The sequence below is a fragment of the Brevundimonas sp. GW822-FHT03E11 genome (assembly GCF_058801445.1).
This window is the reverse complement of sequence record NZ_JBXANG010000008.1, coordinates 14,035-39,054: the sequence shown is the minus strand read 5'-3', so window position 1 is coordinate 39,054 and position 25,020 is coordinate 14,035. Positions and strand designations below refer to the sequence as shown.

The 25,020-nt window shown below is 68.1% G+C and carries 27 protein-coding genes; 15 read left to right on the top strand and 12 right to left on the bottom strand.

The genetic code is table 11. The features are described 5' to 3' along the window. Window positions 1-62: 62 nt before the first annotated feature. Genes AC1RKE_RS12850 through AC1RKE_RS12830 form a run of 5 tightly spaced genes read left to right on the top strand, consistent with a single transcriptional unit; the run spans window position 63 to window position 3,465 of the window. Complete coding sequence (locus tag AC1RKE_RS12850; RefSeq protein WP_348683490.1) at window positions 63-1,196, top strand: Re/Si-specific NAD(P)(+) transhydrogenase subunit alpha; 1,134 nt, start codon at window positions 63-65, stop codon at window positions 1,194-1,196. After that, window positions 1,193-1,432 carry a hypothetical protein gene (locus tag AC1RKE_RS12845; protein ID WP_191555357.1) on the top strand — a complete coding sequence of 80 codons (240 nt, stop codon included), beginning with the start codon at window positions 1,193-1,195 and terminating at the stop codon, window positions 1,430-1,432. Before AC1RKE_RS12850 ends, AC1RKE_RS12845 begins: the two co-directional genes overlap by 4 nt. Continuing rightward, window positions 1,432-1,767, top strand: coding sequence for an NAD(P) transhydrogenase subunit alpha part 2 (locus AC1RKE_RS12840; protein WP_182714697.1), 336 nt, complete (start codon window positions 1,432-1,434; stop codon window positions 1,765-1,767). The genes AC1RKE_RS12845 and AC1RKE_RS12840 overlap by 1 nt, the downstream gene beginning before the upstream one ends. Next, window positions 1,764-2,030, top strand: coding sequence for a hypothetical protein (locus AC1RKE_RS12835; RefSeq protein WP_054765066.1), 267 nt, complete (start codon window positions 1,764-1,766; stop codon window positions 2,028-2,030). Before AC1RKE_RS12840 ends, AC1RKE_RS12835 begins: the two co-directional genes overlap by 4 nt. Before the next feature lie 13 nt (window positions 2,031-2,043). After that, on the top strand, window positions 2,044-3,465 hold the full coding sequence (locus tag AC1RKE_RS12830) for an NAD(P)(+) transhydrogenase (Re/Si-specific) subunit beta (protein WP_348683488.1): 1,422 nt from the start codon (window positions 2,044-2,046) through the stop codon (window positions 3,463-3,465). Window positions 3,466-3,612: 147 nt separating this feature from the next. Here AC1RKE_RS12830 and AC1RKE_RS12825 read toward each other — a convergent pair whose 3' ends face one another. Together AC1RKE_RS12825 and AC1RKE_RS12820 are read right to left on the bottom strand one after the other, a co-directional pair. Further along, the gene (locus AC1RKE_RS12825; RefSeq protein ID WP_228186297.1) at window positions 3,613-3,894 is read right to left on the bottom strand and encodes a DUF2442 domain-containing protein; all 282 of its coding nucleotides are present in this window, start codon (window positions 3,892-3,894) and stop codon (window positions 3,613-3,615) included. 90 nt (window positions 3,895-3,984) lie between these two features. After that, window positions 3,985-4,152: a DUF4160 domain-containing protein gene (locus AC1RKE_RS12820; RefSeq protein WP_348683486.1), complete on the bottom strand. Its 168-nt coding sequence runs from the start codon at window positions 4,150-4,152 to the stop codon at window positions 3,985-3,987. A gap of 82 nt (window positions 4,153-4,234) precedes the next feature. On the opposite strand from AC1RKE_RS12820, the gene AC1RKE_RS12815 reads away from it, so the two are divergent. After that, window positions 4,235-5,344 carry an acyltransferase family protein gene (locus AC1RKE_RS12815; RefSeq protein ID WP_348683484.1) on the top strand — a complete coding sequence of 370 codons (1,110 nt, stop codon included), beginning with the start codon at window positions 4,235-4,237 and terminating at the stop codon, window positions 5,342-5,344. A 16-nt stretch (window positions 5,345-5,360) separates the two neighbouring features. Here the strand turns inward: AC1RKE_RS12815 and AC1RKE_RS12810 are convergent, their stop codons facing one another. After that, window positions 5,361-5,600 (bottom strand): hypothetical protein, encoded by a 240-nt coding sequence (locus AC1RKE_RS12810; protein WP_054765069.1) that lies wholly within the window; start codon window positions 5,598-5,600, stop codon window positions 5,361-5,363. A 94-nt stretch (window positions 5,601-5,694) separates the two neighbouring features. Here AC1RKE_RS12810 and AC1RKE_RS12805 point away from each other — a divergent pair, with 94 nt between their 5' ends. From AC1RKE_RS12805 to AC1RKE_RS12795, 3 genes are all read left to right on the top strand, one after another. Next, window positions 5,695-6,684, top strand: coding sequence for a helix-turn-helix transcriptional regulator (locus AC1RKE_RS12805; protein ID WP_395942057.1), 990 nt, complete (start codon window positions 5,695-5,697; stop codon window positions 6,682-6,684). 65 nt (window positions 6,685-6,749) lie between these two features. Continuing rightward, window positions 6,750-8,198: a hypothetical protein gene (locus AC1RKE_RS12800; protein WP_287396741.1), complete on the top strand. Its 1,449-nt coding sequence runs from the start codon at window positions 6,750-6,752 to the stop codon at window positions 8,196-8,198. 71 nt (window positions 8,199-8,269) lie between these two features. Continuing rightward, the gene (locus AC1RKE_RS12795) at window positions 8,270-9,100 is read left to right on the top strand and encodes a universal stress protein (protein ID WP_492897202.1); all 831 of its coding nucleotides are present in this window, start codon (window positions 8,270-8,272) and stop codon (window positions 9,098-9,100) included. 4 nt (window positions 9,101-9,104) lie between these two features. On the opposite strand, the gene AC1RKE_RS12790 is transcribed toward AC1RKE_RS12795, so the two are convergent. The 3 genes from AC1RKE_RS12790 to AC1RKE_RS12780 are packed head-to-tail and all read right to left on the bottom strand — an operon-like array spanning window position 9,105 to window position 11,203. After that, complete coding sequence (locus AC1RKE_RS12790) at window positions 9,105-9,377, bottom strand: type II toxin-antitoxin system RelE/ParE family toxin (protein WP_348685352.1); 273 nt, start codon at window positions 9,375-9,377, stop codon at window positions 9,105-9,107. Beyond that, entirely contained in the window at window positions 9,374-9,721 is a 348-nt protein-coding gene (locus AC1RKE_RS12785; RefSeq protein ID WP_348685354.1) for a hypothetical protein, read from the bottom strand. The genes AC1RKE_RS12790 and AC1RKE_RS12785 overlap by 4 nt, the downstream gene beginning before the upstream one ends. Window positions 9,722-9,757: 36 nt before the next feature. Continuing rightward, the gene (locus tag AC1RKE_RS12780; RefSeq protein WP_395942086.1) at window positions 9,758-11,203 is read right to left on the bottom strand and encodes a helix-turn-helix domain-containing protein; all 1,446 of its coding nucleotides are present in this window, start codon (window positions 11,201-11,203) and stop codon (window positions 9,758-9,760) included. A gap of 157 nt (window positions 11,204-11,360) precedes the next feature. On the opposite strand from AC1RKE_RS12780, the gene aceA reads away from it, so the two are divergent. Then, entirely contained in the window at window positions 11,361-12,641 is a 1,281-nt protein-coding gene (gene aceA, locus AC1RKE_RS12775) for an isocitrate lyase (RefSeq protein WP_054765076.1), read from the top strand. Window positions 12,642-12,655: 14 nt separating this feature from the next. Further along, the gene (locus AC1RKE_RS12770) at window positions 12,656-12,865 is read left to right on the top strand and encodes a hypothetical protein (protein ID WP_054765077.1); all 210 of its coding nucleotides are present in this window, start codon (window positions 12,656-12,658) and stop codon (window positions 12,863-12,865) included. Window positions 12,866-12,955: 90 nt separating this feature from the next. Here AC1RKE_RS12770 and AC1RKE_RS12765 read toward each other — a convergent pair whose 3' ends face one another. Together AC1RKE_RS12765 and AC1RKE_RS12760 are read right to left on the bottom strand one after the other, a co-directional pair. Further along, window positions 12,956-14,065 (bottom strand): hypothetical protein, encoded by a 1,110-nt coding sequence (locus AC1RKE_RS12765; RefSeq protein WP_395942085.1) that lies wholly within the window; start codon window positions 14,063-14,065, stop codon window positions 12,956-12,958. 88 nt (window positions 14,066-14,153) lie between these two features. Then, window positions 14,154-15,089 (bottom strand): ribose-phosphate pyrophosphokinase, encoded by a 936-nt coding sequence (locus AC1RKE_RS12760; RefSeq protein WP_054765079.1) that lies wholly within the window; start codon window positions 15,087-15,089, stop codon window positions 14,154-14,156. Between the two features lie 192 nt (window positions 15,090-15,281). Between AC1RKE_RS12760 and AC1RKE_RS12755 the strand changes: the two genes are divergently transcribed. Both AC1RKE_RS12755 and recN read left to right on the top strand, forming a co-directional pair. Then, window positions 15,282-16,136 (top strand): outer membrane protein assembly factor BamD, encoded by an 855-nt coding sequence (locus AC1RKE_RS12755; protein WP_348683372.1) that lies wholly within the window; start codon window positions 15,282-15,284, stop codon window positions 16,134-16,136. Window positions 16,137-16,233: 97 nt separating this feature from the next. Next, on the top strand, window positions 16,234-17,931 hold the full coding sequence (recN, locus tag AC1RKE_RS12750) for a DNA repair protein RecN (RefSeq protein ID WP_348683371.1): 1,698 nt from the start codon (window positions 16,234-16,236) through the stop codon (window positions 17,929-17,931). Window positions 17,932-17,949: 18 nt separating this feature from the next. On the opposite strand, the gene AC1RKE_RS12745 is transcribed toward recN, so the two are convergent. Beyond that, window positions 17,950-20,031, bottom strand: coding sequence for a glycoside hydrolase family 65 protein (locus tag AC1RKE_RS12745; RefSeq protein WP_333895975.1), 2,082 nt, complete (start codon window positions 20,029-20,031; stop codon window positions 17,950-17,952). A 254-nt stretch (window positions 20,032-20,285) separates the two neighbouring features. On the opposite strand from AC1RKE_RS12745, the gene AC1RKE_RS12740 reads away from it, so the two are divergent. Both AC1RKE_RS12740 and AC1RKE_RS12735 read left to right on the top strand, forming a co-directional pair. Next, window positions 20,286-21,491: a saccharopine dehydrogenase family protein gene (locus AC1RKE_RS12740; RefSeq protein WP_152949769.1), complete on the top strand. Its 1,206-nt coding sequence runs from the start codon at window positions 20,286-20,288 to the stop codon at window positions 21,489-21,491. Window positions 21,492-21,502: 11 nt separating this feature from the next. Beyond that, the gene (locus AC1RKE_RS12735; RefSeq protein WP_321208151.1) at window positions 21,503-22,681 is read left to right on the top strand and encodes a carboxynorspermidine decarboxylase; all 1,179 of its coding nucleotides are present in this window, start codon (window positions 21,503-21,505) and stop codon (window positions 22,679-22,681) included. 12 nt (window positions 22,682-22,693) lie between these two features. Here the strand turns inward: AC1RKE_RS12735 and AC1RKE_RS12730 are convergent, their stop codons facing one another. The 3 genes from AC1RKE_RS12730 to xth form a co-directional block, all read right to left on the bottom strand. Beyond that, on the bottom strand, window positions 22,694-23,599 hold the full coding sequence (locus AC1RKE_RS12730; RefSeq protein ID WP_348683369.1) for a cobalamin biosynthesis protein CbiG: 906 nt from the start codon (window positions 23,597-23,599) through the stop codon (window positions 22,694-22,696). 80 nt (window positions 23,600-23,679) lie between these two features. Then, entirely contained in the window at window positions 23,680-24,195 is a 516-nt protein-coding gene (locus AC1RKE_RS12725; protein ID WP_348683367.1) for a hypothetical protein, read from the bottom strand. 3 nt (window positions 24,196-24,198) lie between these two features. Continuing rightward, window positions 24,199-24,996 carry an exodeoxyribonuclease III gene (xth, locus tag AC1RKE_RS12720; RefSeq protein ID WP_348683366.1) on the bottom strand — a complete coding sequence of 266 codons (798 nt, stop codon included), beginning with the start codon at window positions 24,994-24,996 and terminating at the stop codon, window positions 24,199-24,201. Between the last annotated feature and the right edge of the window lie 24 nt (window positions 24,997-25,020).

Sequence of the window (25,020 nt, the reverse complement as noted above, 5' to 3'; positions counted from 1 at the left end):
TTTGACGGCGTCGGTGGAACCGGCCTAGGCTCGTCTCCCAGCTTCAATGAGAGGGGATTCGCTTGGCCGTCGTTATCGCCGCCACCCGTGAACGTCGCGAAGGCGAGACGCGCTGCGCCGTCACGCCTGAAACGGTCAAGAAGCTGATCGCGCTCGGCGCCGCCGTCTCGGTCGAGGCTGGGACCGGCCTGGGCTCGTCCATTCCCGACGCCGACTACGCCGCCGCCGGCGCCACGGTGAAGCCTGACACCCGCGCCGTGCTGGACGGCGCCGACGTCGTGCTGAAGGTGCGCGGCCCCACGGCCCAGGAAATCAGCGCGCTCAAGCCCGGTGCGATCGTGATCGCCATGCTGGACGCCTGGCGCGACAAGGCCACGGTCGAGGCCCTGAAGGGGGCGAACGCCACCGCCTTCGCCATGGAGTTCGTGCCCCGCATCACCCGCGCCCAGGTGATGGACGTCCTGTCGTCCCAGGCCAATCTGGCCGGCTACCGGGCGGTGATCGAGGCGGCCTACGCCTATGGCAAGGGCTTCCCGATGATGATGACGGCGGCCGGCACGGTCGCCGCCGCCAAATGTTTCGTCATGGGCGTGGGCGTCGCCGGGCTTCAGGCCATCGCCACGGCGCGGCGTCTGGGCGCCGTCGTCACCGCCACCGACGTCCGCCCCGCCACCAAGGAACAGGTCGAAAGCCTGGGCGCCAAATTCCTGGCCGTCGAGGACGAGGAGTTCAGGAACGCCCAGACCGCCGGCGGCTACGCCAAGGAGATGTCGGCGGAGTACCAGGCCAAACAGGCCGAACTGACCGCATCTCACATCGTCAAACAGGATGTGGTGATCACCACCGCCCTGATCCCCGGCCGCCCGGCGCCGCGGCTGCTGACGGCGGCCCATGTGGCCTCGATGAAGCCGGGCTCGGTCATCGTCGATCTGGCGGTCGAGGCGGGCGGCAACGTCGAGGGCTCGAAGCTCAACGAGGTCGTGACCACCGCGAACGGCGTCACCATCGTCAGCTGGTCCAACCTGCCCGGCCGCATCGCCGCCGACGCCAGCGCCCTGTACGCCCGCAATCTGACGGCCTTTGTGGGGCTGATGATCAAGGACGGGGCTCTGGCGGTCGATCTCGAGGACGAGATTCTGAAGGCGGCCGTTGTGACGCACGGCGGGGCCGTGGTGCATGAAGGGGTGCGGGGATGATTACCGTCAAAGCCAGAAACGTTTTGAGGAAGTTCGCCCTCCTCGTCCTGCTGGCAGGACCGGTGTTTCACTCGGGCTTGGTCCTTAGCCTCGGCGTATCGCGTGGATTTTCGCAGGGGACCTTGATCCTGGGCGTGCTGAACGAAGTTCCCGCGATCCTCGTCAATATGGCGATAGCAGGCGTTCTTCTCGTTGCGCTCAGCATTGACGAACGCATTGAAAATAGAGGCGCTTGATGGAACACGTCGATCCCACCGTCTTCCGCCTGGCCATCTTCGTCCTGGCCATCTTCGTCGGCTATTACGTGGTCTGGAGCGTCACCCCGGCCCTGCACACGCCTCTGATGGCCGTGACCAATGCGGTGTCCAGCGTCATCATCGTCGGCGGCCTGATCGCGGCGGCGGCCGTGTCGGGCGATGCGACCGGCCCCAGCGCCTGGATCGCCAAGGGCGCGGGCGTGGCGGCCGTGACCCTGGCCAGCGTCAACATCTTCGGCGGCTTTATGGTCACCCGACGGATGCTGGCCATGTACAAGAAGAAGGAGCGGCCGGCTCAGAAGGGCGCGGCATGATCGACCCCGCCCAGATCGCCATAACCGGCTCCTGGATCGCCACCGGCGTCGGTTTCGGCCTGTGGCTTTACGGCTGGTTCGGGACCAAGGTTCCGATCAAGCGCCAGCGGCTGCACGACTGCGGCATCGCCCTGGTGTTTTCGGCCATTCTGGTCCGGGTCGTGACCCAGGACCGGCAGCTGGGCGTTTTCGAATGGGCCCTGTTCTTTATCGGTCCGTTGTTCATCGCCGCCGCCCTGTGGCGGCTGGCGCGCACATCTTGAGGGGAGGGGCGGGATGAACGCATCCTTGGCCGCGCTGGCCTATCTGGTTTCCGGCGTTCTGTTCATCCTGTCGCTGCGCGGCCTGTCCAGTCCCGAGACCAGCCGCCAGGGCAATACCTTCGGCATGATCGGCATGGCGCTGGCCATCGGCGTGACCCTGCTGACGCTCGGCGCCACGCGGGCCCTGGACCCCCTGACCCTGGGGCTGATCGCGGGCGGGGTCGTGGTCGGCGGCGGGATCGGCGCCCTGATCGCCCGGCGCGTGGCCATGACCGACATGCCCCAGCTGGTCGCGGCCTTCCACAGCCTGGTCGGCATGGCCGCCTGCCTGGTCGCCATCGGAGCGATCTATGCGCCCGAGGCCTTCGGCATCCTGGCCGAGGATGGGGCGGGCATCAAAACCCTGTCGATCGTCGAGCTCAGCCTGGGCGTCGCCATCGGGGCCATCACCTTCACCGGCTCGGTCATCGCCTTCGCCAAGCTGAACGGCAACATGTCGGGCGCGCCCATCCTCCTGCCGGCGCGGCACCTGATCAACGTCGGCCTGGGCCTGGCCCTGGTCTTCCTGATCGGGATTCTGATCGGCACGGGCGGCTCGGCCGTCTGGGCCTTCTGGGGCGTCTTCATCCTCAGCCTGGTGCTGGGCGCGACCCTGATCATCCCCATCGGCGGCGCCGACATGCCCGTGGTGGTGTCGATGCTGAACTCCTACTCCGGCTGGGCGGCGGCGGCCCTGGGCTTCACCCTGGAGAACATCGCCCTGATCATTACCGGCGCCCTGGTCGGCAGTTCCGGCGCCATCCTGAGCTACATCATGTGCAAAGGCATGAACCGCAGCTTCGTCAGCGTCATCCTGGGCGGCTTCGGCGGGGATGCGGCGGCGGCCGGCGCGGGCGGGGCCAGGGAGACGCGGCCGGTCAAACAGGGCTCGGCCGAGGACGCCGCCTTCATCATGAAGAATGCGTCCAAGGTCATCATCGTGCCCGGCTACGGCATGGCCGTGGCCCAGGCCCAGCACGCCCTGCGCGAAATGGCCGACAAGCTGAAGGAGGAAGGGGTCGAGGTGAAATACGCCATCCACCCCGTCGCCGGCCGCATGCCGGGCCATATGAACGTCCTGCTGGCCGAGGCCAACGTCCCCTATGACGAGGTGTTCGAGCTGGAGGACATCAACGCCGAGTTCGCCACCGCCGACGTCGCCTTCGTCATCGGCGCCAATGACGTCACCAACCCCGCCGCCAAGACCGACCCCCAGTCGCCGATCTACGGCATGCCGATCCTGGACGTGGAGAAGGCCGGTACGGTGCTGTTCATCAAGCGCGGCATGGGCTCGGGCTATGCGGGCGTCGAGAACGAGCTCTTCTTCCGCGACAACACCATGATGCTGTTCGCGGATGCGAAGAAGATGGTCGAGGGGATCGTGAAGGGGCTGTGAAGCCCCACGTTCGTCATCCTAGGGCTTGTCCCTAGGATCCAGACTCCCGGTGTTACGGGGTGCGACGGCTTTCGATACCGGGAGTCTGGATCCTGGGCACAAGGCCCAGGATGACGGGGTGGGAAAAGTGCGCGCCGACTTGAAGTGTCAGGCCGCCTCGCTCACCGGTCGCAGCGTCCCCGCCTCCCGCATCAGCCTGTGCGCATTGATCGGATCGATGTCGCAGCCGTTGGGCCAGGTCGGGACGCCCATCTCGACAAAGACGCGGGCGAAGAAGGCGGCGTCTTTCAAGGGCTCGGTCATCGGGCCCAGCGCCGTGAACTCGCTTAGATCGGTGACGCCCTGGGTGTCGTCATCGAACACGATCTCCAGTCGGTGGTCGGCCAACGCCCGAACGCGGCGGGCCCGGACCATCTTGATCTCAGTCATCCGACAGACCCTCGATCCTGAACGTCGGTTGTCCCGACACCGCTAAATCCCAATTTCGCATCAGATCGACGCGGTTCTTCACCAACCACTCTACCACATAACGGGTTCGCGTCGCGGCAGGCGACCCGCGATGGTCTTGCCGGCTCGAATATCGAACAAGGCTTCGTCATCTCCATAGGCGGCATGGAGATGTGGCGGCGCGTGGTCGAAGAAGTTGATGCGGATCACGATGCCGAAGAAGATCGAGATGATGGGCATGATGACGGCCTAGCCGGCCTCGCGCTTGTGCGGATCGCTGAAACCTCTATCGCGCAACCTTGACCGGCGCTATCACGCGACCGTGAACGTCCTGTCCAAACCCGCCCCCGCCGCCCATCGCCGGTTCGAAGCCCTGGATTCCCTGCGTGGGGTGTGCGCCGTTCTGGTGGTGATGTTCCACATGCCCGTGGCCAGCCATTGGCGGACCTGGGACTTCATCCAGCACGCCTATCTGTTCGTCGATTATTTCTTCGTCCTGTCGGGCTTCGTCATCGCCCACGCCTATGCCGAGCGGCTGAAGACGGCGCAGGACGCGGGCCGGTTCATGGTGCGGCGGTTCGGGCGGATCTGGCCGATGCACGTGCTGATGCTGGCCGCCTTCATCGGGCTGGAGGTGGCGCGGCTGGTCTTCCACTTCGATGGGGCCGAGCCCTTCACGCGCGATCGGTCGGTGGGGGCGATCTTCACCAATCTGGCCCTGGTTCAGGCCTGGCATGTCCATCCCTATCTGACCTGGAACGGGCCGTCGTGGACGCTCAGCGCCGAATGGGCCTGTTATCTGATCTTCGCCGGCCTGGTGCTGGTCGCACCCAAGCGATTCCGCTGGATCGGCCTGGTGCTGGCGATTATCGGCGGGGTTCTGGTGGTCAGCTACGCCCGGCGTTGGATGAACACCACCTATGACTTCGCCGTGCCGCGCGCGGTCTACGGCTTCTTCCTGGGCTGTCTGCTCCAGGGCCTATGGCTGAACATCCCCCGCTTGAAGGGGCTGGCCGCCACGGGGCTGGAGGTCGCCGCCGTCGCGGCCGTCTGCCTCTTCGTGGCCTGGGCCCAGGGACCGGTGACGGTGGCCGTCACCGTGGTCTTCGTCGTCCTGGTCTGGGTGTTTGCGGGCGAGGAGGGACGGGTGTCGCGCCTGCTGGACCATCCGGCCCTGGTCACGCTGGGTCGATGGTCCTTCTCCATCTACATGGTCCACATGTTCATCCTGACCGTGATGCTGATCATCGCGCGCAAGCTGGACTGGATGCCCGGCGGGCGGCGCGTCGATTTCGGCTCGGTCTGGCTGAACGACCTGTTCGCGCTCGGCCTGTTCGGCCTCATCGTCGGGGTCGCGGTGGTGGCGCACAATCGGGTCGAACGCCCGGCCCAGCGCCTGATCGACCGCTGGACCAAGCCGAAAGCCGCCTGATGAAGCCGGCCTGAGATCAGGCCGCCATCCGCCATTCCGGGGCGTCCCATTCCGACCGGGCCTCGTCCCACAGCATGTCCTCGTCCGAATAGCGGCTGCTGGCGGCGGCGGAGATGACGTCCACCACCTGCTCCTCCAGCCGATCCCAGATGACGGCCAGGTCCGACGATCCGTCGGCCTCGCACGGCACGATGATGTAGCGGTTGGCGTTGACGGCCTTGTGGGCCAGGGGGGCGGTCGGTTGGAACTGAGCCATCTGATGATCTCCTGAAGCGGTCGGCCTCTTGTCGATGATTGTGTTATGGCGCACTGACGCGTCAGAAACGGACGTATCATTTTCGAGGGCGACGGTGAGACACGACAAGGCGGCCATGGTGATCGACCTGGCGCGGCGCCTGGCCGCCAGCGCCGAGGGCCTGACCCTGGACGAGATGGCGCGCGACATGGGCGTCAGCCGCCGCACCGCCGAGCGGATGCGCGACGCCGTCTTCATGCTGTTCCCAACGGTTGAGGAGGTGTCAGACCCGCCGTCGAAACGCTGGCGCATTCGCGGCGGCCTGTCGGCCTTCGAACAGGCGCCGACCGCCACGGAGATGCTGGAGCTGACCAAGGCGGCGACGGCCCTGCGGGCGGCGGGCGAACCGGCGCGGGCGGCGGCGCTGGAGGCGCTCGAACGGAAACTGAAGGCGGCGATGCGCTCCACCACCCTGAACCGGATGGCGCCGGACCTGGAGGCCCTGGTCCGGGCCGAGACCATCGCCGTCCAGGCCGGGCCGCGCCCCTCGGCCGACGAGGCCATGCTGACCGCCATTCGCGGCGCCATATTGGCGCAACAGCCGCTGGGCTTCACCTATTCCCGGCCGGGCGCCGAGCCGCGCCGCCGCAGCGTCGCCCCTTGCGGGGTCATGTTCGGCCGCGCCAACTATCTGGTCGCCGCCGACCGCGAGACCGGCCGCATCCAGACCTTCCGCCTGGACCGGATGAGCCACGTCGCCGCTCAGGAGGGGGTGGCGATCCCGCCGCCCGACTTCGACCTGAACGTCTTCGCCAGCCAGTCCTTCGGCATCTATCAGGACGAGATCGAGGAGGTGGTGCTGCGCATCGCCCCGGAAGGCGCGGCCGAGGCCAGGGGCTGGCGCTGGCACCCGACCCAGACGTTCGAGGACCAGGCGGACGGCGGCGTGATCGTGCGGTTCCGGGCGTCCGGCATGCGCGAACTGGCCTGGCACCTGTTCACCTGGGGCGAACAGGCGGTGATTCTGGCGCCCGAACGGCTGAAGGCGGTCATGGCCGGGGAACTGGCGGCGGCCGGACGCGCTCTGGACGCGGCCCGCGGATGAACGAAGCTTAAGGTGACGCTGTCGCCGGCCGTCGCTATGGCCGCCATGACCTATCGGAGAGCTTCATGCGTCTGAAGACGGCCCTCATCTGTGCAGGCTTGATCGGACTTTCGGCCGTCACAGCCTGCGCCTCGCCCACCGTCGTTGCGGTTCAAGCTCCGGTCACGGCCGAGGACGGCCGCGTGGCCGTCACCGTCCAGCGCGACGGTGACCGGTGGACCGCCGACTATGTGCTGGACCGCGACGCGCCGGTCTGGGCCTTCTTCCGGTCGGCCCTGCTGCGCGAGAGCCGCCGGCCCTGGCGGCCGGACTGGTGGCGGGTGGAGACGCCGGGCGTCGTGCTGGAGCGGGTGGGGGACTATGACGTGCTGCGCTCGACCGACGGCGGTCCTGTGCCGCGCGACGTGCGCATAGTCATGACGCCGCGCCCCGGCGATCTTGAGGCCGAATATGATCCGGCTCTCGTCTTTTCGGACGGCACGGTGGCGCTGTTTTCCGGCCAGTTCGACGTCATTCCGCTGGAGTCCGTCGCCGCCGCCCGCGCCCTGCCGCGCGATCTGAACGGCGTCGAGGTGCCGGGCGGCCCGGCGGCCGTGACCTGGCGCGACCGGTCCGGGCCGATCCTGTTCAAGGGCGAGCGCAAGCCGGAGGCGACCGCCGTGGACGCCCAGACCTATGTCCTGTTCGGCGACGCCACGACGCGCCGGGGCGACGGGATCACCACCGTCATCGACCCTGGTCTGCCGCGCTGGCTGGGCGACCAACTGGCCGGTTTCACGCCCCAGGTCATGGCCTATTACGCCCGCCGTCTGGGCCCGGCCCAGGGCGAGCCCCCGACCCTGATGGTCAGCTGGACCGGCCCGACCAAATCCCTGTCCAGCATGGGCGGCAGCGTCCTGCCGGGTCTGATCTCGATGAATTTTGAAGGCGAGGGGGTGCTGGACCCCGACGCCCAGGCCCTGGCCCGCGCCCGCTGGTTCATCGGCCATGAGGCGGCGCATTTCTGGCTGGGCTCGCAGGGGCTCAGATATCAGTACGCCCGCGAAGCCTGGATCACCGAGGGCGGCGCCGACCTGATGGCCGTGCGCGCCCTGAAGGCCATCGACCCCGTCTATGACGATCGGGCCGAGCTTCAGCGCGAGGTGGACGACTGCGTTCGGCTGGCGGCGGGCAGGCCCCTGGCCTCGGCGGGCGATCGGGGCGACAACCGCGCCTATTACGCCTGCGGCGCAGTGTTCGGCCTGGTCATCGAAGGGGCCGAGCGGCGCGCGGGCGGGGGAGACTTCTTCGACGTGGTGGCGGACTTCCAGCGGCGGGACAATGACGACGGGATCCTCAGCCGCGACGAATGGCTGGGCGCCCTGACCCGCCTGTCGCGCGACCCCACCCTGGCCAATGACATCTCCACCCTGCTGGACCGGGGCGTGGCCGATCCGTCCGCCGTCATCGCCCGCCTGTTCCAGCGCACCGGCGTCGCCTTCCGCCTCGAGAACGGCCGGGTGGTGCTCAGTTGAAGGTTTGACGCGGATCAAGGCGGGACCGGCCCGGCGGGCGCATCCAGGCTCCGGAAACAAGGAGCATCGCCATGACCTATTCGAGCCTGATGGTCTATGTGGACGACGAGGCCGACAATGTCGCCCGGATTGGTTTTGCGCGCGATCTCGCGGTCGTCTTCGACGCGACCCTGATCGGCATATCCGTCAGCGAGCCGGAGCCGCCTTTGGTGGACGCCTATGTCGCCGGCGGCATGGCCGGCGAGATCCTGACCCTGAGGCGGGACCAGGCGGACGGCGAACTGTCCGCCGCCAAGGCCCGCTTTCTGGACGCGATGAAGGACACCGGCATCGCCCATGAATGGCGGGCCGAGACCGGCTATCCCGCCGCCTGCGTTTCGCACCAGGCGCGTGCGGCGGACCTGATCCTGGTGGGACGCGACGCCGGCCGTCTGCCCTATCGCGCGCCGGACGCGGGCGACCTGATCATGAATGTCGGCCGGCCCGTTCTGGTCGCTCCGCCGCGCGCCCAGGCCGCTCCGGTCGACGGCGTCGCCCTGGTGGCCTGGAAGGAGGGGCGCGAGGCCCAGCGCGCCGTCGCCGCCGCCCTGCCGCTGCTGAAACAGGCGCGCGAGGTCCAGGTGGTCGAGATCTGCGCCTCGGCCGACGCCGCGGCTGCGGCCGCCCGCGTCGCCGACGTCGCCGCCTGGCTGCGTCGCCACGGGGTGGTCGCCGAAAGCGAGGCGCGGGTCCGCGACGAACGTCCCGCCGGCGACCGCATCCTGGCCCTGGTCGAACAAACGGGCGCCAATCTGATCGTCGCCGGCGCCTGGGGCCATTCGCGGATGCGCGAATGGGTCCTGGGCGGCGTCACCCAGGCCCTGTTGAACCGCAGCCAGTCCTGGCTGCTGTTCAGCCACTGAGGCCTCAGCGGTCCTCGCGGGCGTGGAAGATGCGGGCGACGACGACGGCGTCCGCATCGACGCGGTACTGGACCACATAGCCGCTGTCGCCGAAGGGGATGTAGAGGTGGCGCAGACCGTCCAGGTCGATCCCGATCATCGGGGTGTCCGCCAGCCGGCCTATGGACCTGGTGATGATATGGCCTGCTCTTCGGGCGGCGTTTGGATTGACGCCCCGCAGAAATCCGATGACCCGTCGGCGATCCTGAACCGCATCGGGCGACAGCCGTATCTTCAAGCCTTGGCCTTCAACATGGCCTCGATCTCAGCTTCGAAATCCGCCGCCCAGTCCTCGAAATCGACGAACTTGCCGGTGCGGTCATACTCAGCCAGCCGACGTTTGGCCTCGGTGGCGTCATAGGGCGTGGTCGGAGGCCAAGGCTCTGGGTTGTCCACGATGAAGGCGGCGTCCGTCTCCCGAACTTCGAAGTCGCCGGAAGCGGCGTCACGCCCGCTTGCGAGCGCTCGATCCAGAACCGCGACGGCATAGGCTTCCGGCTCCATGCCCGCTGCGCGCGCAGCGGCCTTGAGCCGCTCAAGCGCCTCTTCGGTCAGGGGAAGGGTCAGGACGTGATCGGCCATAACCGCATCATCTCACAACTATGAGTGGTTGTGAACTCAAATCGCTGCGAACGGATAGGGGCTGACCGACTTGGCCCAGTCGTCCACGGCCAGGGGCCGGTCGATGGGGGCGGCGGCGCGCTCGGCGCAGGGGTGGCGGTGACACAGGCGGCAGGCGGGGCCGATGGGGGTGACCTCGGGCCGCTCCAGATCCAGACCGTGGGCATAGGCCAGCCGGTGCGCATGGCGCAGTTCGCAGCCCAGGCCGACGGCCAGGTCTTGGGCCTCGCCATAGCCGTCCCGGCCCTGGCGTTCGACGGTGCGGGCGAAGGTGAACCAGCGGCCGCCAGCCTTCCCGTCCTGGGCGGGCGTCTCGATGATCTGGGTGATGATCCGGCCCGGCGTGCGAAAGGCGCTGTGCAGGCGCCAACGCGGACAGGCGCCGCCGAAGCGCGAGAAGGGAAAGGCGCCCGCCGCATAGCGTTTGGAGATATTGCCCGCCTGATCGACCCGCATCAGGAAGAAGGGCACGCCCCGCGCCGTCGGCCGCGACAGGGTGGTCAGCCGGTGCGCCGCCTGTTCGTAGCTGACCCCGAACCGGGCCTGGAGCCGCGCCAGGTCATAGCCGGTCTCCTCGGCCGTCCGCTGGAAGGCGGCGTAGGGCATCAGGATCGCGGCGGCCAGGGTGTTGGTCAGGGCCACCTTCAGCAGGGAGCGCGTCGGTCCGTCCGGGGCGTTTGCGGCCTGGACCATGTCGTGAAGCGCCTGTCCGTGCTCGGCCAGGGCCAGCTGATAGGCGATGGCGAAGGCGCGAGACGACGGGCCCAGGGTCTCGGACAGCAGCAGACGGCGGCGGTGCAGATCATAGCGCCTGGTCCATTCCACCATGACCTCGGCCGGCAGGGTGCGGACCCCCAGGTCGTGTTTGGCCGCCAGCCGCTGGCGCGCGGCCGGTTCGAAACCGTCGGCATGGGCCGGCGCCTCGGCCGCCAGGACCTCGGCCAGGGCCTCGCCCATCTGGTCCAGTTCGGGAAAGTGGTTGCCGCGCGACTGGATATATTCGCGCACCCATTCGGCGGGACTGGCCTCGACCAGGCCTTCGCCGGTCTCGGCGGCGGCGCGGGCCTTGGCGCGGCCGTCGTCAAAGGCCCGATACAGGCGCAGCAGGGCGTCGGCCACGCCCGGCGCCTCTTCCAGCACCTGCACCAGTTCGTGACGGGGCAGGGCCAAGCCCTTGAACAGAGGATCGGCCAAGACTTCGCCCAGCCGCGCCTCATCGACGGCCCCGCCCTGGTTCAGGCTGCGCAGATCGACGTCATAGGTTTCGGCCAGACGCAGCAGCAACTGGGCCGACACCGGTCGCTGATTGCGCTCTATGTGGTTGAGATAGCTGGGGGAAACCCCCAGGTCGGCCGCCATGGCCGTCTGGGTCAGGGAAAGGTCGCGCCTCAGCCGCTTCAGCCGGGCCCCCAGAAACAGCTTGCGATCGGCGGCGGTGTCCATGGCTGAAGAATGTCACACTATGACTGGCTATGCAAAGTCATGATGTGACAAACTGACTTCATTGATCGGCGCGATCCTGTGTCATTCGTGACTTCTACGTGTTCTTGTCCCTGAGACGGCGGCTGCGGCCGCGCCCTTTCAGAAGACGAGTTCGACCATGACCACCTTCGCCGACCTGGTTCCTTCGCCCGCCGGCCGTTTCGACGGCATCGAGCGCCCCTATACGCCCGAAGACGTCCTGCGCCTGCGCGGCTCGGTGCCGATCACCCACACCCTGGCCGAGCGGGGCGCCAATCGCCTGTGGCAGCTGCTGCACGACGAGCCCTTCATCAACGCCCTGGGCGCCGTCACCGGCAACCAGGCCATGCAGATGGTCCGCGCCGGGTTGAAGGCCATCTATCTGTCGGGCTGGCAGGTCGCGGCCGACGCCAATACGGCCGGCGCCATGTATCCCGACCAGTCCCTGTACCCGGCCAACGCCGCGCCGGAACTGTGCCGCCGCATCAACCGCACCCTTCAGCGCGCCGATCAGATCGAGCACGCCGAGGGCGGCGCCAAGCGTGACTGGTTCGTCCCCATCGTCGCTGACGCCGAGGCCGGCTTCGGCGGGCCGCTGAACAGCTTCGAGATCATGAAGGCCTTCATCGAGGCGGGCGCCGCCGGCGTCCACTTCGAGGACCAGCTGGCCTCGGAGAAGAAGTGCGGCCACCTGGGCGGCAAGGTGCTGATCCCGACCCAGGCGCATGAACGCAATCTGGTCGCCGCGCGTCTGGCCGCCGACGTCATGGGCACGCCGACCATCACGGTCGCCCGCACCGACGCCGAAAGCGCGCAGCTGATCACCTCGGACATCGACGAGCGCGACCAGCCCTTCATCGACCGCGACAACCGGACGCCGGAGGGCTTCTTCCGCCTGAAGGAAGGCACGGGTCTGGACCACTGCATCGCGCGCGGCCTGTCCTACGCCAACATCGCCGACCTGCTGTGGTGGGAGACCTCGCATCCGGATCTGGACGACGCCAAGAAGTTCGCGGAAGCCGTCCAGAAGAAATATCCGGGCAAGCTGATGGCCTACAACTGCTCGCCCTCCTTCAACTGGAAGGCCAAGTTGGACGACGCCACCATCGCCAAGTTCCAGCGAGAGCTGGGGGCCATGGGCTACAAGTTCCAGTTCGTGACCCTGGCCGGCTTCCACGCCCTGAACAACTCGATGTTCGAGCTGGCGGACGGCTATCGCGACAACGGCATGGCGGCCTATTCCGAGCTGCAACAGCGCGAGTTCGCCAATGAGGCGCGCGGCTACACCGCCACCCGCCACCAGCGCGAAGTCGGCACCGGCTATTTCGACCAGGTCGCCACGGTCATCTCCAACGGCACGTCCTCGACCACGGCGCTGAAGGACTCGACCGAGACCGCCCAGTTCACCCACGCGGCTTAAGAAAGGGAACCGCCATGGAACCTCTGACCCAAACCGAAGCCATCATCGACTTCTGCCTGGCGCCCCTGGCGCTCGACGCCGGGACCGAGGCCGAACGCGAGGTGCGCCGCCGCCTGACTCACGTCCTGCGGACCTATCAGGCCAAGGTCGCCAGGCCGATCGCCGTGGACTTCTCGTCCATGCCGTCCCAGGTGATCAACGAGGCCGCCCACGGCTACGAATAGGCCGCGCACCTACCGCAAAGACAAGAGGCCCGCCCCGATCGCTCGGGGCGGGCCTTTTTATCGGGTCGTATCGGCGGGGGCTGCGGGGGCTCAGCGAGCGCCCGACGGCGGGGGCGCGGACGCCTGGGCTGAGGCGGCCGTCGGCGTCGGGGTCAGGGTGACGGGCACCGGCGTCTGGGCCGGGGGCGGGGGCGTGCCGGTCTCTTCCGGGGCGCCGACGGTGATGGTGGTGTTCAGCACCGCCTGGGTGGTGCAGGTGGCCAGGTCGCGGGTGATGTGGCGGCCCAGGCAGAACATGTCCTCATAGCTGGGGCGCGAGGCCGCCAGGCACTGGAACAGCATCAGCTTGGACATGTTCAGGCAGAATTCGTTGTTCGGCTCCACCACCAGGGCGTCCGTATTGGCCCGCGCCTCTTCGCCGGCGGCGCCCAGGGCGGCCAGGGCGGCGATGGCCAGGGACCGCACGACCGGCGGCGTATAGGGCGGCGCCTTGCGCGACGCCTCGACCCCTTCCAGGCCCGAACCCGAGTTGGCGGCGGCGAACAGTTTGGCCGATTCATCCGCCGAGGGCAGCATGGCGGCCGCCGACAGGGTCTTGGCGGTTTCCAGTCGAACCTCGCGGTTGGGGATGTGGGTGACGGCCCAGCGGCGGCGCGGGTCGTTGCGCTCCTGGATCGTATAGGCGTCGGCCTCGACCGCCTCGGCGATGCCGCGAATGACGACCGCGTCCTTGGCGATGGTCGCCGAGATCAGGCCGGCGGCCGCATCGGCGCCGGGCAGGGTGGCGGCGTAGGCCGGATCGGCGACGATGCGGGCGACCATCTCCTGGCGCTGGACCGGATCGACGGCGAACTGACGCACCCCGGCGACGAACTCGGGCGACTGAAGCGCGATGATCGAACCATAGGCGATCAGGCCGCGCGACAGCTGGGCGGGCTCAAAGGCGACGCCCTTGCGGATGGCGGCCTGAACCGCCTCGGCGTCGGTGAAACCGCCCGGCTGGATGGTTTCGGCCTCGCGCAGGAAGGCCACATAGATGGAGGCGGCCTGGGCCACGCCCTCGTTCAGCGAGACGGGCGGGGGCGGCGGGGGCGGAGGCGGCGCGGCCGGTTCGGCCTCTTTCGTCGAACAGCTGGCCAGAAGGGCGGCGGCGGCGATGGCGGCGATCGAAAGGCCGCGGGTCATGAAGGCCTTGGGCATAGGGCGCGTCCACAGAACTGAAAGGAGGCCCCGGCGGGGGCGCGTACTGGAAGGCGCTTATAACGTGTCGAAAGTGGTTTGCCGAAGATTAATCGAACAGCTTCGACACCGATTCCTCGTTGGCGATCCGACGGATAGCTTCACCGATCAGCGGAGCCACGGAAACCCTGCGAATTTTCGCGCAGTTCAAAACTTCGTGGGGCTGTTCGATGGAGTCGGTGATCACCAGTTCCTTCAGCGGCCCGTCGGTGATCCGCTGCACGGCCGGACCGGACAGGACCCCGTGGCTGATATAGGCCGAGACCTCGGTCGCCCCCTGGTCGATCAGGGCCTTGGCGGCGTTGACCAGGGTGCCGCCCGAATCGACGATGTCGTCGAACAGGATGCAGCGACGGCCTTCGACGTCGCCGATGATGTTCATCACCTCGCTCTCGCCCGCCTTGGGCCGGCGTTTGTCGACGATGGCCAGGTCGGCGTTCAGTCGGCTGGCCAGGGCGCGGGCCCGCACCACCCCGCCCACGTCGGGCGAGACGATCATCAGGTCGTCGCCACGGGCGTAGTTTTCCTTCACGTCCTGGGCCAGGACCGGAATGGCGACCAGATTGTCGGTCGGAATATCGAAAAAGCCCTGAATCTGGCCGGCGTGCAGATCCATGGTCAGCACCCGGTCGGCGCCGGCGCGGGTGATCAGATTGGCCACCAGCTTGGCCGAGATGGGCGTGCGGCCGCCGGTCTTCCGGTCCTGACGGGCATAGCCGAAATAGGGCATGACGGCCGTGATCCGCTTGGCGGACGCCCGCACCAAGGCGTCCGTGATGATCAGCAGCTCCATCAGATTGTCGTTGGCCGGATAGGAGGTCGACTGAAGGATGAAGACGTCCTCGCCCCGGACGTTCTCCTCGATGACGGCGAAGACCTCATTGTCCGCAAACCGCTTGACCTGGGCCTTGGTCAGGGGCGCGTCCAGATGGTCGGCGATGGCCTGAGACAGGCCTCGGTTGGAGTTGCCTGAGAGCAGCTTCATCGGCTGGTCATCCTTTCGCCGTCATCCGCCCCCCAATGAACGGGTGTCGGTTGGCGCGCTCTTTACCAGCGGGGCCGGTCAGGGCAAGTCGTGCACGGAGATTTCCTCGGCATGGCGCGCCCCGGTCGCGGGTGCTAGAGATCGCCGCGTTGGTTTTTGGAAGCTGGGCTTGGGGCCCCGCTTTCGCTCGTCATGGGGTCGTCCTTGTCCGTTTCCAAGTTCCGTTCCGGCCTGGTGCTGATGGCCGCAGCGGCCGCCGCTCTGACGATTTCCGGCTGCGCCGGGAACAAGCGGCCCAGGCTCGCCTATGAAGAACGCCCGGTCGAGGCGCTGTACAACACCGGCTATCAGCGGCTGGAACAGCGCCGTTGGGCCGACGCCGTCGACTATTTCCAGGAGGTGGAACGCCAGCACCCCTATTCGGACTGGGCGCGCCGCTCGATCCTGATGCAGATCTACGCCTATTATCAGAACAACAACTATACGGACGCCATCGCCGCGGCTGACCGCTATATCCAGCTGTTCCCCGGCAATCCGTCGGCCGCCTACGCCTTCTATATGAAGGCCGTCTGCAACTTCGAACAGATCACCGACGTGGGCCGCGACCAGGGCTACGCCAACGCCGCCCTGACCGGGCTGAAGGACGTGGCCCGCCGCTATCCGGGCACCCCCTACGCCACCGACGCCGCCGTCAAGATCGACATGGTCAATGACCAGCTGGCCGGCAAGGAAATGAACATCGGCCGCTACTATCAGCGCGCCAACCAGCCCCTGGCGGCGCTGAACCGCTACAAGGCCGTCATCGCCAATCCCGAGTTCCAGCAAACCTCCCACACGCCCGAGGCCCTGTACCGCCTGGTCGAGGTCAATCTGCAGCTGGGGCTGAAGGAAGAGGCGACCCGCAACGGCGCCGTCCTGGGCTACAACTTCCCCGGCAGCCCCTGGTACGCCGAGGCCTACGCCCTGCTGACCGAAAACGGCCAGACCCCGGACAAGGCGCCCGAAGCCAAGCGCGAGAGCTGGCTGCAACGGATCATCCCGGGCTGACCCGCCGAAGACCGTCGGCGGAAAGCCTTGTGCATTTCGGCGCATCTCCCGATTCTGTCGGCGTGATCCTGATTCGTTCCATCGGCGACCGACTGCCATGCTGACCGCCCTTTCCATCCGCGACGTCGTCCTGGTCGACGCCCTGGATCTCGACGTCGAGACCGGCCTGACCGTGCTGACGGGCGAGACGGGGGCGGGCAAGTCGATCATTCTGGACGCCCTGGGCCTGGCCCTGGGCGGACGCGGCGACGCCGGCCTGGTGCGCAACGGCGCCAAACAGGCCGTGGCCACCGCCGTCTTCAGCGCCCCCGACGATCCCGACCTGCTGGCCCTGATCGCCGACAAGGGGTTCGAGGTGCAGCCGGGCGAGGAGCTGATCCTGCGCCGGGTCCTGAACGCCGACGGCCGCAGCCGGGCCTATGTTAACGACCAGCCCGCCGGGGTCACGGCGCTTCGCGAGATCGGCGCCGCCCTGGTCGAGGTGCACGGACAGCACGAAACCGTGGGCTTGCTGGACTGGCGCACCCACCGGGGACTGCTGGACGCCTATGGCGGGCTTCAGCCGCAGTTGCAGGCCGTCGCCGCCGCCTCGACAAAGCTGAAGGCCGCCGAGGCCAAACTGGCCGAGCTGAAGGCCCAGGCGGCCGACGCCGCCGCCCGCGCCGAGGAGATCAGCCTGAACCTGGCCGAGCTGGACGCGCTCGACCCCCGCCCCGACGAGGAGACGGAACTGGCCGGCGAACGCGCCCTCTTGGGCGCCGCCGAAAAGGCCATCGCCGATCTGGCCGACGCCCGCACCCAGCTGGGCGGCGACAAGCTGAGCCAGAAGCTGGGCGCCGCCCTGCGCGCCGTCGAACACGCTCGCCAGCGTGCGGGTCAGGCCGGGGCCGAGGGCGACCATCCGGTCATTGTCAAACTGTCGGCCGCCGTCGAGGCCATCGACCGCACCCTGGTCGAGGCGGCCGAGGCCATCGCCGCCGTGGACGCCGCCGCCGACGCCTTCGACTATGAGCCCGGCCGTCTGGACAAGGCCGAGGAACGGCTGTTCGCCCTGCGCGCCGCCGCCCGGAAACTGCACACCACCGTCGACGCCCTGCCGTCCTTACGCATTCGCCTGCGCGAACAGCTGCGCCTGATCGAGGACGGGGAGGAGGCCTTGGCCGCCGCCGGGCGCGAGGCCGCCCAGGCCGCCGAAGCCTATGACCTGGCCGCCGAATTCCTGACCTCGGCGCGCGAGGCGGCGGCCGACCGCCTGACCGCCGCCGTCATGGACGAGCTGGGTCCGCTGAAGCTGGAGCGCGCCCGGTTCCGCGTGGCGCTGGAGCCGATCGAGGGCCGGCGCGGCCCCGACGGGGTTGAGACCGTCCGCTTCCAGATCGCCACCAACGCCGGAACCGACTTCGGCCCGCTGGACGCCATTGCGTCGGGCGGCGAACTGGCCCGGTTCGCCCTGGCCATGAAGGCGGCGCTCGCCAGCCGCGAGGACATGCGCCAGCCGGTCATGATCTTCGACGAGGTGGACCAGGGCGTCGGCGGCGCCGTGGCCGAGGCCGTCGGCTCGCGCCTGAAACGCCTGTCCACCGGCGCCCAGGTCCTGGTCGTCACCCACAGCCCCCAGGTCGCCGCCCGCGGCCACGCCCACTGGAAGGTGCTGAAAGCCGACCGCGACGGCCTGACCACCACCACCGTCCTCGCCCTGGACGCCGCGAGGCGTCAGGAAGAGATCGCGCGGATGCTGGCGGGGGCGGAGATCACGGATGAGGCGCGGGCGGCGGCAAGGGCGTTGATCGGGTAGAGTATAAGCAGCCGGTCGTCAGGGCGCGTCGAACGTCAACCTCGCCCGGGCTTCGCCGTGAACCGCCTCGAGCCGGGCCGGCCGGCCGCGCACCCAGATTCGCTCGACCTCGATGGCGGTCCAGCCGGCGGGCAGGACGACCGGGCGCCGAGGCCAATCTTCCGGGTCGCCGCCGTCGATGACCAGCCCCGTCAATCCCATGAGCAGGCCCAGCAGCATGCCGGACAGATTGGCGAAGAAGGGGCCGGCCGCGACCTGGCTGTCCGGGTGGTCCGGGCGATATTCCAGACACTGGTGGAAACGTCCGTGATCGTAGCGGGCGTAGCCCTCTACAAACAGTTTCAGCGCCAGGTCCCGATCTCCGGCCATGGCGGCCCAGGTGGTGTAGAGGGCCGGCAGCATGGGCGCCCCGACATAGTCGGTCCAGTGCGCCAGGTAGAAGTCCAGGGTGCGGCGTCGCACCGCGTCGGGGGCGGGATAGTCGTAGGGAAAGAAGCCCGCGAGCGGCGAAGGGGTCGCGCCCTTCGGCTCGCTGACGCGAAAATCGTCGTGGGCGGCGATGACGTCGTCGCTGCGGATCGGCAGGTGCAGCCCGTCGGCGACCTCGCCCCAGGCCTTGGGCGGCTCCCGTCCGATCTCCTGCGCCGCTCGGATCGCGCGCTTCAGCACCTCGCTCGCGGCCATCAGGGTGAAGGCGTCGTTGTCCGGGGGTTCGGGCACCTCGGCCGGGCCGGTCGACCGTAGAAACTCGAAACCGCGCTCGGTTCGCGTCACCCGGCTGACGATCCAGTCCGCCACCCCTGACAGCACCGGCCAGGCTTGAGCCTCCAGAAACAGCCGGTCGCCGGTGGCGTCGGCATGGAGGCCGAAGGCTCGGGCCGTGTGCAGAGAGCCGTGATCCTCGTGGGCGGCGCCGTCGCCCCCGCCCGGAGAGGCTTCCTGACCCGTCAAGGGCGCGGCCTCCCAGGGAAACTGCACCCCGGCCCGCCCGGACAGTTTGGCGATGTCCCTCGCCGCGTCGAGATGGCGCGTCCGGAACTCCAGCAGGGCCAGGGCGGCGTCCGGTTGCAGCAGGGTCAGCGGCGGCGCGCAAAAGGCGTCCACGTCCCACATCACATGGCCGAAATAATAGCTGTAGTCGTGCCAGGTCGCGAGGCCGAAGATCGAGGTCGCAGCCGGGCTGGCGGGGTGGGACGAGCTGTTCAGATAGAAGAAGGCGGCGTCGATCAGGGCCTGATGCTCGGTCGAGGCGCCCCGCACCACGATCCGGCCCTTCCACAGATCCGCCCAGAGGGCGCGGTTGCGACGGCTCAGTTCGTCGAAACCCGTGCTCTTGCCCCGCGCCACGCGACGGGCGGCTTCCTCGTCCGGCCGGTCGTGCATGACGGAAGGAACCATGGCCGTCATTTGCCGGAGGCGGACCGGCCGACCGGCGCGCGCCCTCAGCGAATAACCGCTGACCAAGGGCCCGGACTGGTCCCAAGGGGTCGTGGTCGGCGCCTCCGGCGCCCCCTCGCCCAGCAGTTCGGTGGCCACGGCGTAGCCGCAGCGGCTCAGTCCGCCCTCGGTCTCCCAGAGCAGGAAACCGTCGCAAACCGGCTCCGGCTCGCCCGGCGTATCGACACGCCGACCAATGACGCGACCCCGAAGGCCCGCCGTTTCGACGACGGCCCGGACGGTCAGGTCGCACGCGCCGTCCACCTCGATGCGCACCTCCTGCTGCACCAGAGCGGCGGCGTCGCGATTGGCGAAGGTGACGACCGTCACCTGGGCGACGCGGCCGCCGCCCTCGAACCGGAAGCGCGACGTCAGCTCGCCCGTGGCGAAATCATAAGCCTGGACCAGGTCGGAGACGGCCGAAGGTTGATCGCTGATCCAGACGCCGTTCAGGGCGATGTCGGCCGCCAGAGGATAGGGGGACGGGGCCGCCGCCTCGATCCGCCGCTCCGCATGTTCGCCCGCGACCCCGCTGACCAGGCACATCCCCGCCTGCAGCGGCTGTTCCCGCACCCGCAGACCGATCAGGCCGTTGCTGACATAGGCCGGCAGTTCGCCGTTGCGGACGCCGCGCGCCACGGGAGGATTGATGGGGCTGGACATGAACACGCCTCGACAGCGGAGCGCGTCGGCACGCGCCGGCTTCCTCTCCCAATGCCGACCGTTTGGAATGGTTTCGATCCGTCGGGCTGATCACCTCATGCGGGGCGGAAGCATGGTCGCTGGGGCGGAAATTTCCTCAAATTCGCCTCCGACCCCCGCCCATTAGCGATCCTGTCATCATCGTGCTATGAGCCCCGCCCTTTATACGGGCGGCGATGTCGCCGAGGCCTTTCAAGACTTCAGGAGAAGCACAGATGAGCAGGGTGCTGGTCATTGGCGCCGGCGGCGTCAGTTCGGTCGCCGTCCATAAGATGGCGATGAATTCGGACATCTTCTCGCACATCACCCTGGCCAGCCGCACCAAGGCCAAGTGCGACGCCATCGCCGAATCGGTGAAGTCGCGCTTCGGCGTGACCATCGACACGGCGGCGATCGACGCCGACGACGTGGCCGCGACCACCGCCCTGATCCAGTCGGTCAAGCCGGCCCTGGTGGTCAACCTGGCCCTGCCGTACCAGGACCTGTCGATCATGGACGCCTGCCTGGCCGCAGGGGTCAACTACCTCGACACCGCCAATTACGAGCCGCGCGACGAGGCCAAGTTCGAATACAAGTGGCAGTGGGCCTATCAGGACCGCTTCAAGGCGGCCGGTCTGATGGCGCTCCTGGGCTCGGGCTTCGACCCCGGCGTGACCTCGGTCTTCACCACCTACACCAAGAAGCACCTGCTGGATTCGATCGAGACCCTCGACATCCTGGACTGCAACGGCGGCGACACCGGCCTGCCGTTCGCGACCAACTTCAACCCCGAGATCAATCTGCGCGAAGTGACCGCCAATTCGCGTCACTGGGAGAACGGCCAGTGGGTCGAGGGCCCGGCGCTGAGCCACAAACAGACCTTCGACTTCGAGGGGGTGGGGCCCAAGAACATGTACCTCATGTACCATGAGGAACTGGAGTCGCTGGCCAAATTCTATCCGGAAATCAAGCGTATCCGCTTCTGGATGACCTTCGGCGACTCCTATCTGAAGCATCTGGAGGTGCTGGAGAACGTGGGCATGACCTCGATCGAGCCGATGATGTTCCAGGGCCGCGAGATCATTCCGATCGAGTTCCTGAAGGCCCTGCTGCCCGAGCCCGCGTCGCTCGGCCCGATCACCAAGGGCAAGACCAATATCGGCACCATCGCCACCGGCCTGAAGGACGGGGCGCAGAAGACGATCTACGTCAAGAACATCTGCGACCACGAAGCCGCCTATGCCGAGACCGGCAACCAGGCCGTCAGCTACACCACCGGCGTCCCCGCCATGATCGGCGCGGCCCTGATGCTGACCGGCCAGTGGAAGGGGGAGGGGGTGTTCAACATGGAGCAACTGGATCCCGATCCCTTCATGGACATGCTGAACAAGCACGGCCTGCCCTGGACGGTCGAGGAACTGTCCGCTCCGCTGGACTTCTGAGGATAAGCCCCATGGTCATGCAGACCCAGGCCGGCGGACCGGGCGCCTTCGCCCGGTTCGATCTGAACCGCGTCCCGTCGCCCGCCTTCGTGGTCGACGAGGTCGCGGTGCGTCGCAACTTGGCCGTCCTTCAGGACGTCGGGGCGCGGGCGGACGCCCGGGTGCTGCTGGCCCTGAAGGCCTTCTCCATGTGGTCTCTGGCCGACGTCGTCGGGGAATATCTCGACGGCGTCTGCGCCTCGGGCCTGTGGGAAGCCCGGCTGGCGCGGGAGTTCTACAAGGGCCACCTGACCACCTATTCCCCCGCCTACAAGCCCGCCGACCTGCCCGAGATCCTGCGGCTGTCGGATACGGTCATCTTCAACGCCCCGGACCAGATCGCCCGCTTCGCCGACCTGATCGCCGCCGCCCGCGCCGAGGGCGAGACGTTCGACATCGGCCTGCGACTGAACCCGGAACATTCGGAGGGCGAGGTCGCCAAGTACGACCCCTGCCAGCTGGGTTCGCGCCTGGGCTTTCCGGTGTCGCAGCTGAAGCCGGAACACTTGAACGGCGTCGACGGCCTGCACATCCACGCCCTGTGCGAACAGGGGTTCGAGCCGCTGGAGCGGATCTGGGCCGCCGTGGAACCGAAGCTGGCGCCCCTGCTGCCCGACCTGAAATGGATCAACCTGGGCGGCGGCCACCATGTGACCCGCGCCGACTATCGGATCGACGCCCTGGTCGCCTTCATGAAGGACCTGGGCGAGCGTTACGGACTTCAGGTCTATATCGAGCCGGGCGAGGCCATCGCGCTGGACGCCGGCATATTGGTGGGGGAGGTGCTGGACACCTTCCACAACGGCCTGCCCATCGCCATCACCGACATCTCGGCGACCTGCCACATGCCGGACGTGATCGAGGCCCCCTACCGTCCAGCCATGCTGAACGAGGCGGAAGGCGGGGTGACCTATCGCCTGGGCGGTCCGTCCTGCCTGGCCGGCGACATCATCGGCGACTATGGCTTCGCCACGGCGCCGACCGCCGGAACCCGCATCGCCTTTCTGGACCAGGCCCACTATTCGATGGTGAAGACCAACACCTTCAACGGAGTGCCGCTGCCGGCCATCGCCCTTTGGAACAGCGACACCGACGCGCTGAAGCTGGTTCGCGAATTCGACTGGTCAGAGTTCCGCGACCGCCTGTCCTGACGGACCTGGGGGTCAGACTCCCAGGATCCAGCCTTCTTCCTGCTCGACCTGGGCGATCAGTTCGGGCGTGGCGTCCTTGGGCGGGCCGAAGGCCTTGGCTAGTTCGCCGGCCTCGTCCATATGGGCAAGGGCTTCGGCGGTGGCGCGGACCTGGGCCTGATCCTTGAACTCGCCCTCATGGGGTTTGCCGTCGAACATGGACGGCCAGACCTCGACCACCAAGGCCGACAGGGGCTCGACGTCGTCGGGCGTCAGTTCGCGCCAGCCGGTGCCGAACGGCCAGACAGCGCCCGAAGATCCCAGAGATTCCAACAGCCTGCGCACCGCCGGGATGCCCACCAGGGTCTGGCCGCCCACGGCGCCGGCCCCGTGCATCTGCCACACGCTCTTGGGCTGCAGCTTGCCTTTGCGCGCCGCATTCTCGGTCGCCCGGAATTCGGGGATGTCGGCGCCGGCGCCGGCGGGCGGCTTGGTGGTCGTCAGCCAGCGCTGCGCTTGTTTCGCAGGCGCGCCCCACAGGGGCCAGGCCTCGTCCGTCATCAGACGGTTCATCTTGGCCGCCACCTGATAGCGGTTGTTGGTGTTGTCGGCCTTGTCCACGACATTGGCGGCGATGAATTTCCACATGGCCTGCCAGGGGGTTCCCTCCAGCTTCAGCCGCGCGGCCGTGCCGACCGGATAGCCGAAGTTGAAGTCCAGCCCGACCAGAACCCGGTCGCCGCGCTTTCGGTGGTCCGCCAGGATCGAGGCCAGCAGGGCCTCGCCCTCGGCCCGGGTCGCGACATTGTGCGTCTCGGTATAGAGGCGGAAGCGCACGTCGCGCTTGGCCACCCCGATCCACAGCGAGCTGTCGCCCAGCTTCTTGGTCTCGGCGGCGGTCCAGTCGGCGACGACATAGGCGTCGAATAGGCGGGCCAAGGCGGCCTCCCGTAAAAAGGCGTGTCGTTAGGAATGAGCGGGGGTTCTAGACCGCTCGCCGCCCAATCGGAAGGGGGCGATCAGCTCTTCAACAGGGCTTCCAGGTGCGACAGCCACCGCCGACCCAGCCGCAGCGCCTCGCCGGGCGAGCCGGTTCCGCCGGCCAGGGCGGCGTCCCACAGGGCCAGTTCGAACTCGGGATGACGGGCGTCTGCGAACATAAGCCGCAGCACCACCTGTTCGGCGTCCGGCGCCATGACGTCCAGCGACTTGCGGGGCTCGCCGCGCCGGATGCGGGCCACCACATGGCCGTCGACGATGATCTCGCCGCCCTCGACCTCCTCGAAGGCGTAGGCCAGGCCGTGGGCGCCGTTGGCCCACAGGACCACCACCTGTTCCACGTCGAAGTTCAGGGCGCAGGCCCGGCCCTCGCGGGGGGAAACGGCCTCGACCTCAGGCGGGGCGCCGAGGGCTTTCAGAAGGGCCCGGCGTATCCGGCGCGGCGGCTCCATCCACCAGGACAGGGCGAGGGCCAGGGTCGTCAGCAGGGCCGCCGCTAAGGCGGTCAGCAGGACCACCCGAACGACCTCGGCCATGGGTCAGCCCTCCGATCCGGCCGACAGGTCCAGATCGACCACCACCGGCACATGGTCGCTGGGCTTGTCCATCTCGCGGGCCTCGCGATGGGTTTCGATGCCCCGCAGCCGGTCGGCGGCCTGGGGCGACAGCAGGGCGAAGTCGATGCGGATGCCGTGGTTCCTCTGCCAGGCGCCGGCCTGATAGTCCCAGAAGCTGTAGGTGCCGGCGGGTTCGTTGGCGACTTCGTGCGCATCGGCCAGGCCCAGGTTCTTCAGGGCGCGAAACGCCCGGCGGCTCTCGGGCTGGAACAGGGCGTCATCGGTCCAGGCGGCGGGGTTCTTGGCGTCTTCCGGCTCGGGAATGACGTTATAGTCGCCGCACAGGGCCAGGGGCTCCTCGAAGGCCAGCAGGTCGCGGGCGTGGCGGTTCAGCCGATCGAACCAGGCCAGCTTGTAGTCGAACTTCTCGGTGCCGATCGGATTGCCGTTCGGCAGATAGATGGAGGCCACCCGGATCGGCCGGGGCGCCTCGACCACCGCCTCCAGATAGCGGGCCTGTTCGTCGGTCTCGTCGCCCGGCAGGCCGCGCCGGATGTCCGACAGCGGGTGTTTCGACAGCAGGGCCACGCCGTTGTAGCTCTTCTGGCCGTGGGTCTCGACGTTGTAGCCCAGGCTCTCGAATGCCTCGCGCGGAAACTTCTCGTCCACGCATTTGATCTCCTGGAAGCAGGCGACGTCGGGGGCGGCCTGTTCCAGCCAGGCCAGCACGGTGGGCAGGCGAGCGTTGACCGAGTTCACGTTCCAGGTGGCGATGCGCATGACGGGGACGCTAGGCTGCGTCTC

Bases quoted from the DNA above. Each gene is read 5' to 3' on its own strand.
- aceA (WP_054765076.1), top strand. From the start codon at position 11,361: ATGACCACCTTCGCCGACCTGGTTCCTTCGCCCGCCGGCCGTTTCGAC.
- AC1RKE_RS12725 (WP_348683367.1), bottom strand. From the start codon at position 24,195: ATGGCCGAGGTCGTTCGGGTGGTCCTGCTGACCGCCTTAGCGGCGGCC.
- AC1RKE_RS12825 (WP_228186297.1), bottom strand. From the start codon at position 3,894: ATGACTGAGATCAAGATGGTCCGGGCCCGCCGCGTTCGGGCGTTGGCC.
- AC1RKE_RS12795 (WP_492897202.1), top strand. From the start codon at position 8,270: ATGACCTATTCGAGCCTGATGGTCTATGTGGACGACGAGGCCGACAAT.
- AC1RKE_RS12780 (WP_395942086.1), bottom strand. From the start codon at position 11,203: ATGGACACCGCCGCCGATCGCAAGCTGTTTCTGGGGGCCCGGCTGAAG.
- AC1RKE_RS12820 (WP_348683486.1), bottom strand. From the start codon at position 4,152: ATGCCCATCATCTCGATCTTCTTCGGCATCGTGATCCGCATCAACTTC.
- AC1RKE_RS12785 (WP_348685354.1), bottom strand. From the start codon at position 9,721: ATGGCCGATCACGTCCTGACCCTTCCCCTGACCGAAGAGGCGCTTGAG.
- AC1RKE_RS12745 (WP_333895975.1), bottom strand. From the start codon at position 20,031: ATGTCCAGCCCCATCAATCCTCCCGTGGCGCGCGGCGTCCGCAACGGC.
- AC1RKE_RS12765 (WP_395942085.1), bottom strand. From the start codon at position 14,065: ATGCCCAAGGCCTTCATGACCCGCGGCCTTTCGATCGCCGCCATCGCC.
- AC1RKE_RS12755 (WP_348683372.1), top strand. From the start codon at position 15,282: ATGGGGTCGTCCTTGTCCGTTTCCAAGTTCCGTTCCGGCCTGGTGCTG.
- xth (WP_348683366.1), bottom strand. From the start codon at position 24,996: ATGCGCATCGCCACCTGGAACGTGAACTCGGTCAACGCTCGCCTGCCC.
- recN (WP_348683371.1), top strand. From the start codon at position 16,234: ATGCTGACCGCCCTTTCCATCCGCGACGTCGTCCTGGTCGACGCCCTG.
- AC1RKE_RS12770 (WP_054765077.1), top strand. From the start codon at position 12,656: ATGGAACCTCTGACCCAAACCGAAGCCATCATCGACTTCTGCCTGGCG.
- AC1RKE_RS12845 (WP_191555357.1), top strand. From the start codon at position 1,193: ATGATTACCGTCAAAGCCAGAAACGTTTTGAGGAAGTTCGCCCTCCTC.
- AC1RKE_RS12810 (WP_054765069.1), bottom strand. From the start codon at position 5,600: ATGGCTCAGTTCCAACCGACCGCCCCCCTGGCCCACAAGGCCGTCAAC.
- AC1RKE_RS12840 (WP_182714697.1), top strand. From the start codon at position 1,432: ATGGAACACGTCGATCCCACCGTCTTCCGCCTGGCCATCTTCGTCCTG.
- AC1RKE_RS12735 (WP_321208151.1), top strand. From the start codon at position 21,503: ATGGTCATGCAGACCCAGGCCGGCGGACCGGGCGCCTTCGCCCGGTTC.
- AC1RKE_RS12835 (WP_054765066.1), top strand. From the start codon at position 1,764: ATGATCGACCCCGCCCAGATCGCCATAACCGGCTCCTGGATCGCCACC.
- AC1RKE_RS12740 (WP_152949769.1), top strand. From the start codon at position 20,286: ATGAGCAGGGTGCTGGTCATTGGCGCCGGCGGCGTCAGTTCGGTCGCC.
- AC1RKE_RS12760 (WP_054765079.1), bottom strand. From the start codon at position 15,089: ATGAAGCTGCTCTCAGGCAACTCCAACCGAGGCCTGTCTCAGGCCATC.
- AC1RKE_RS12830 (WP_348683488.1), top strand. From the start codon at position 2,044: ATGAACGCATCCTTGGCCGCGCTGGCCTATCTGGTTTCCGGCGTTCTG.
- AC1RKE_RS12800 (WP_287396741.1), top strand. From the start codon at position 6,750: ATGCGTCTGAAGACGGCCCTCATCTGTGCAGGCTTGATCGGACTTTCG.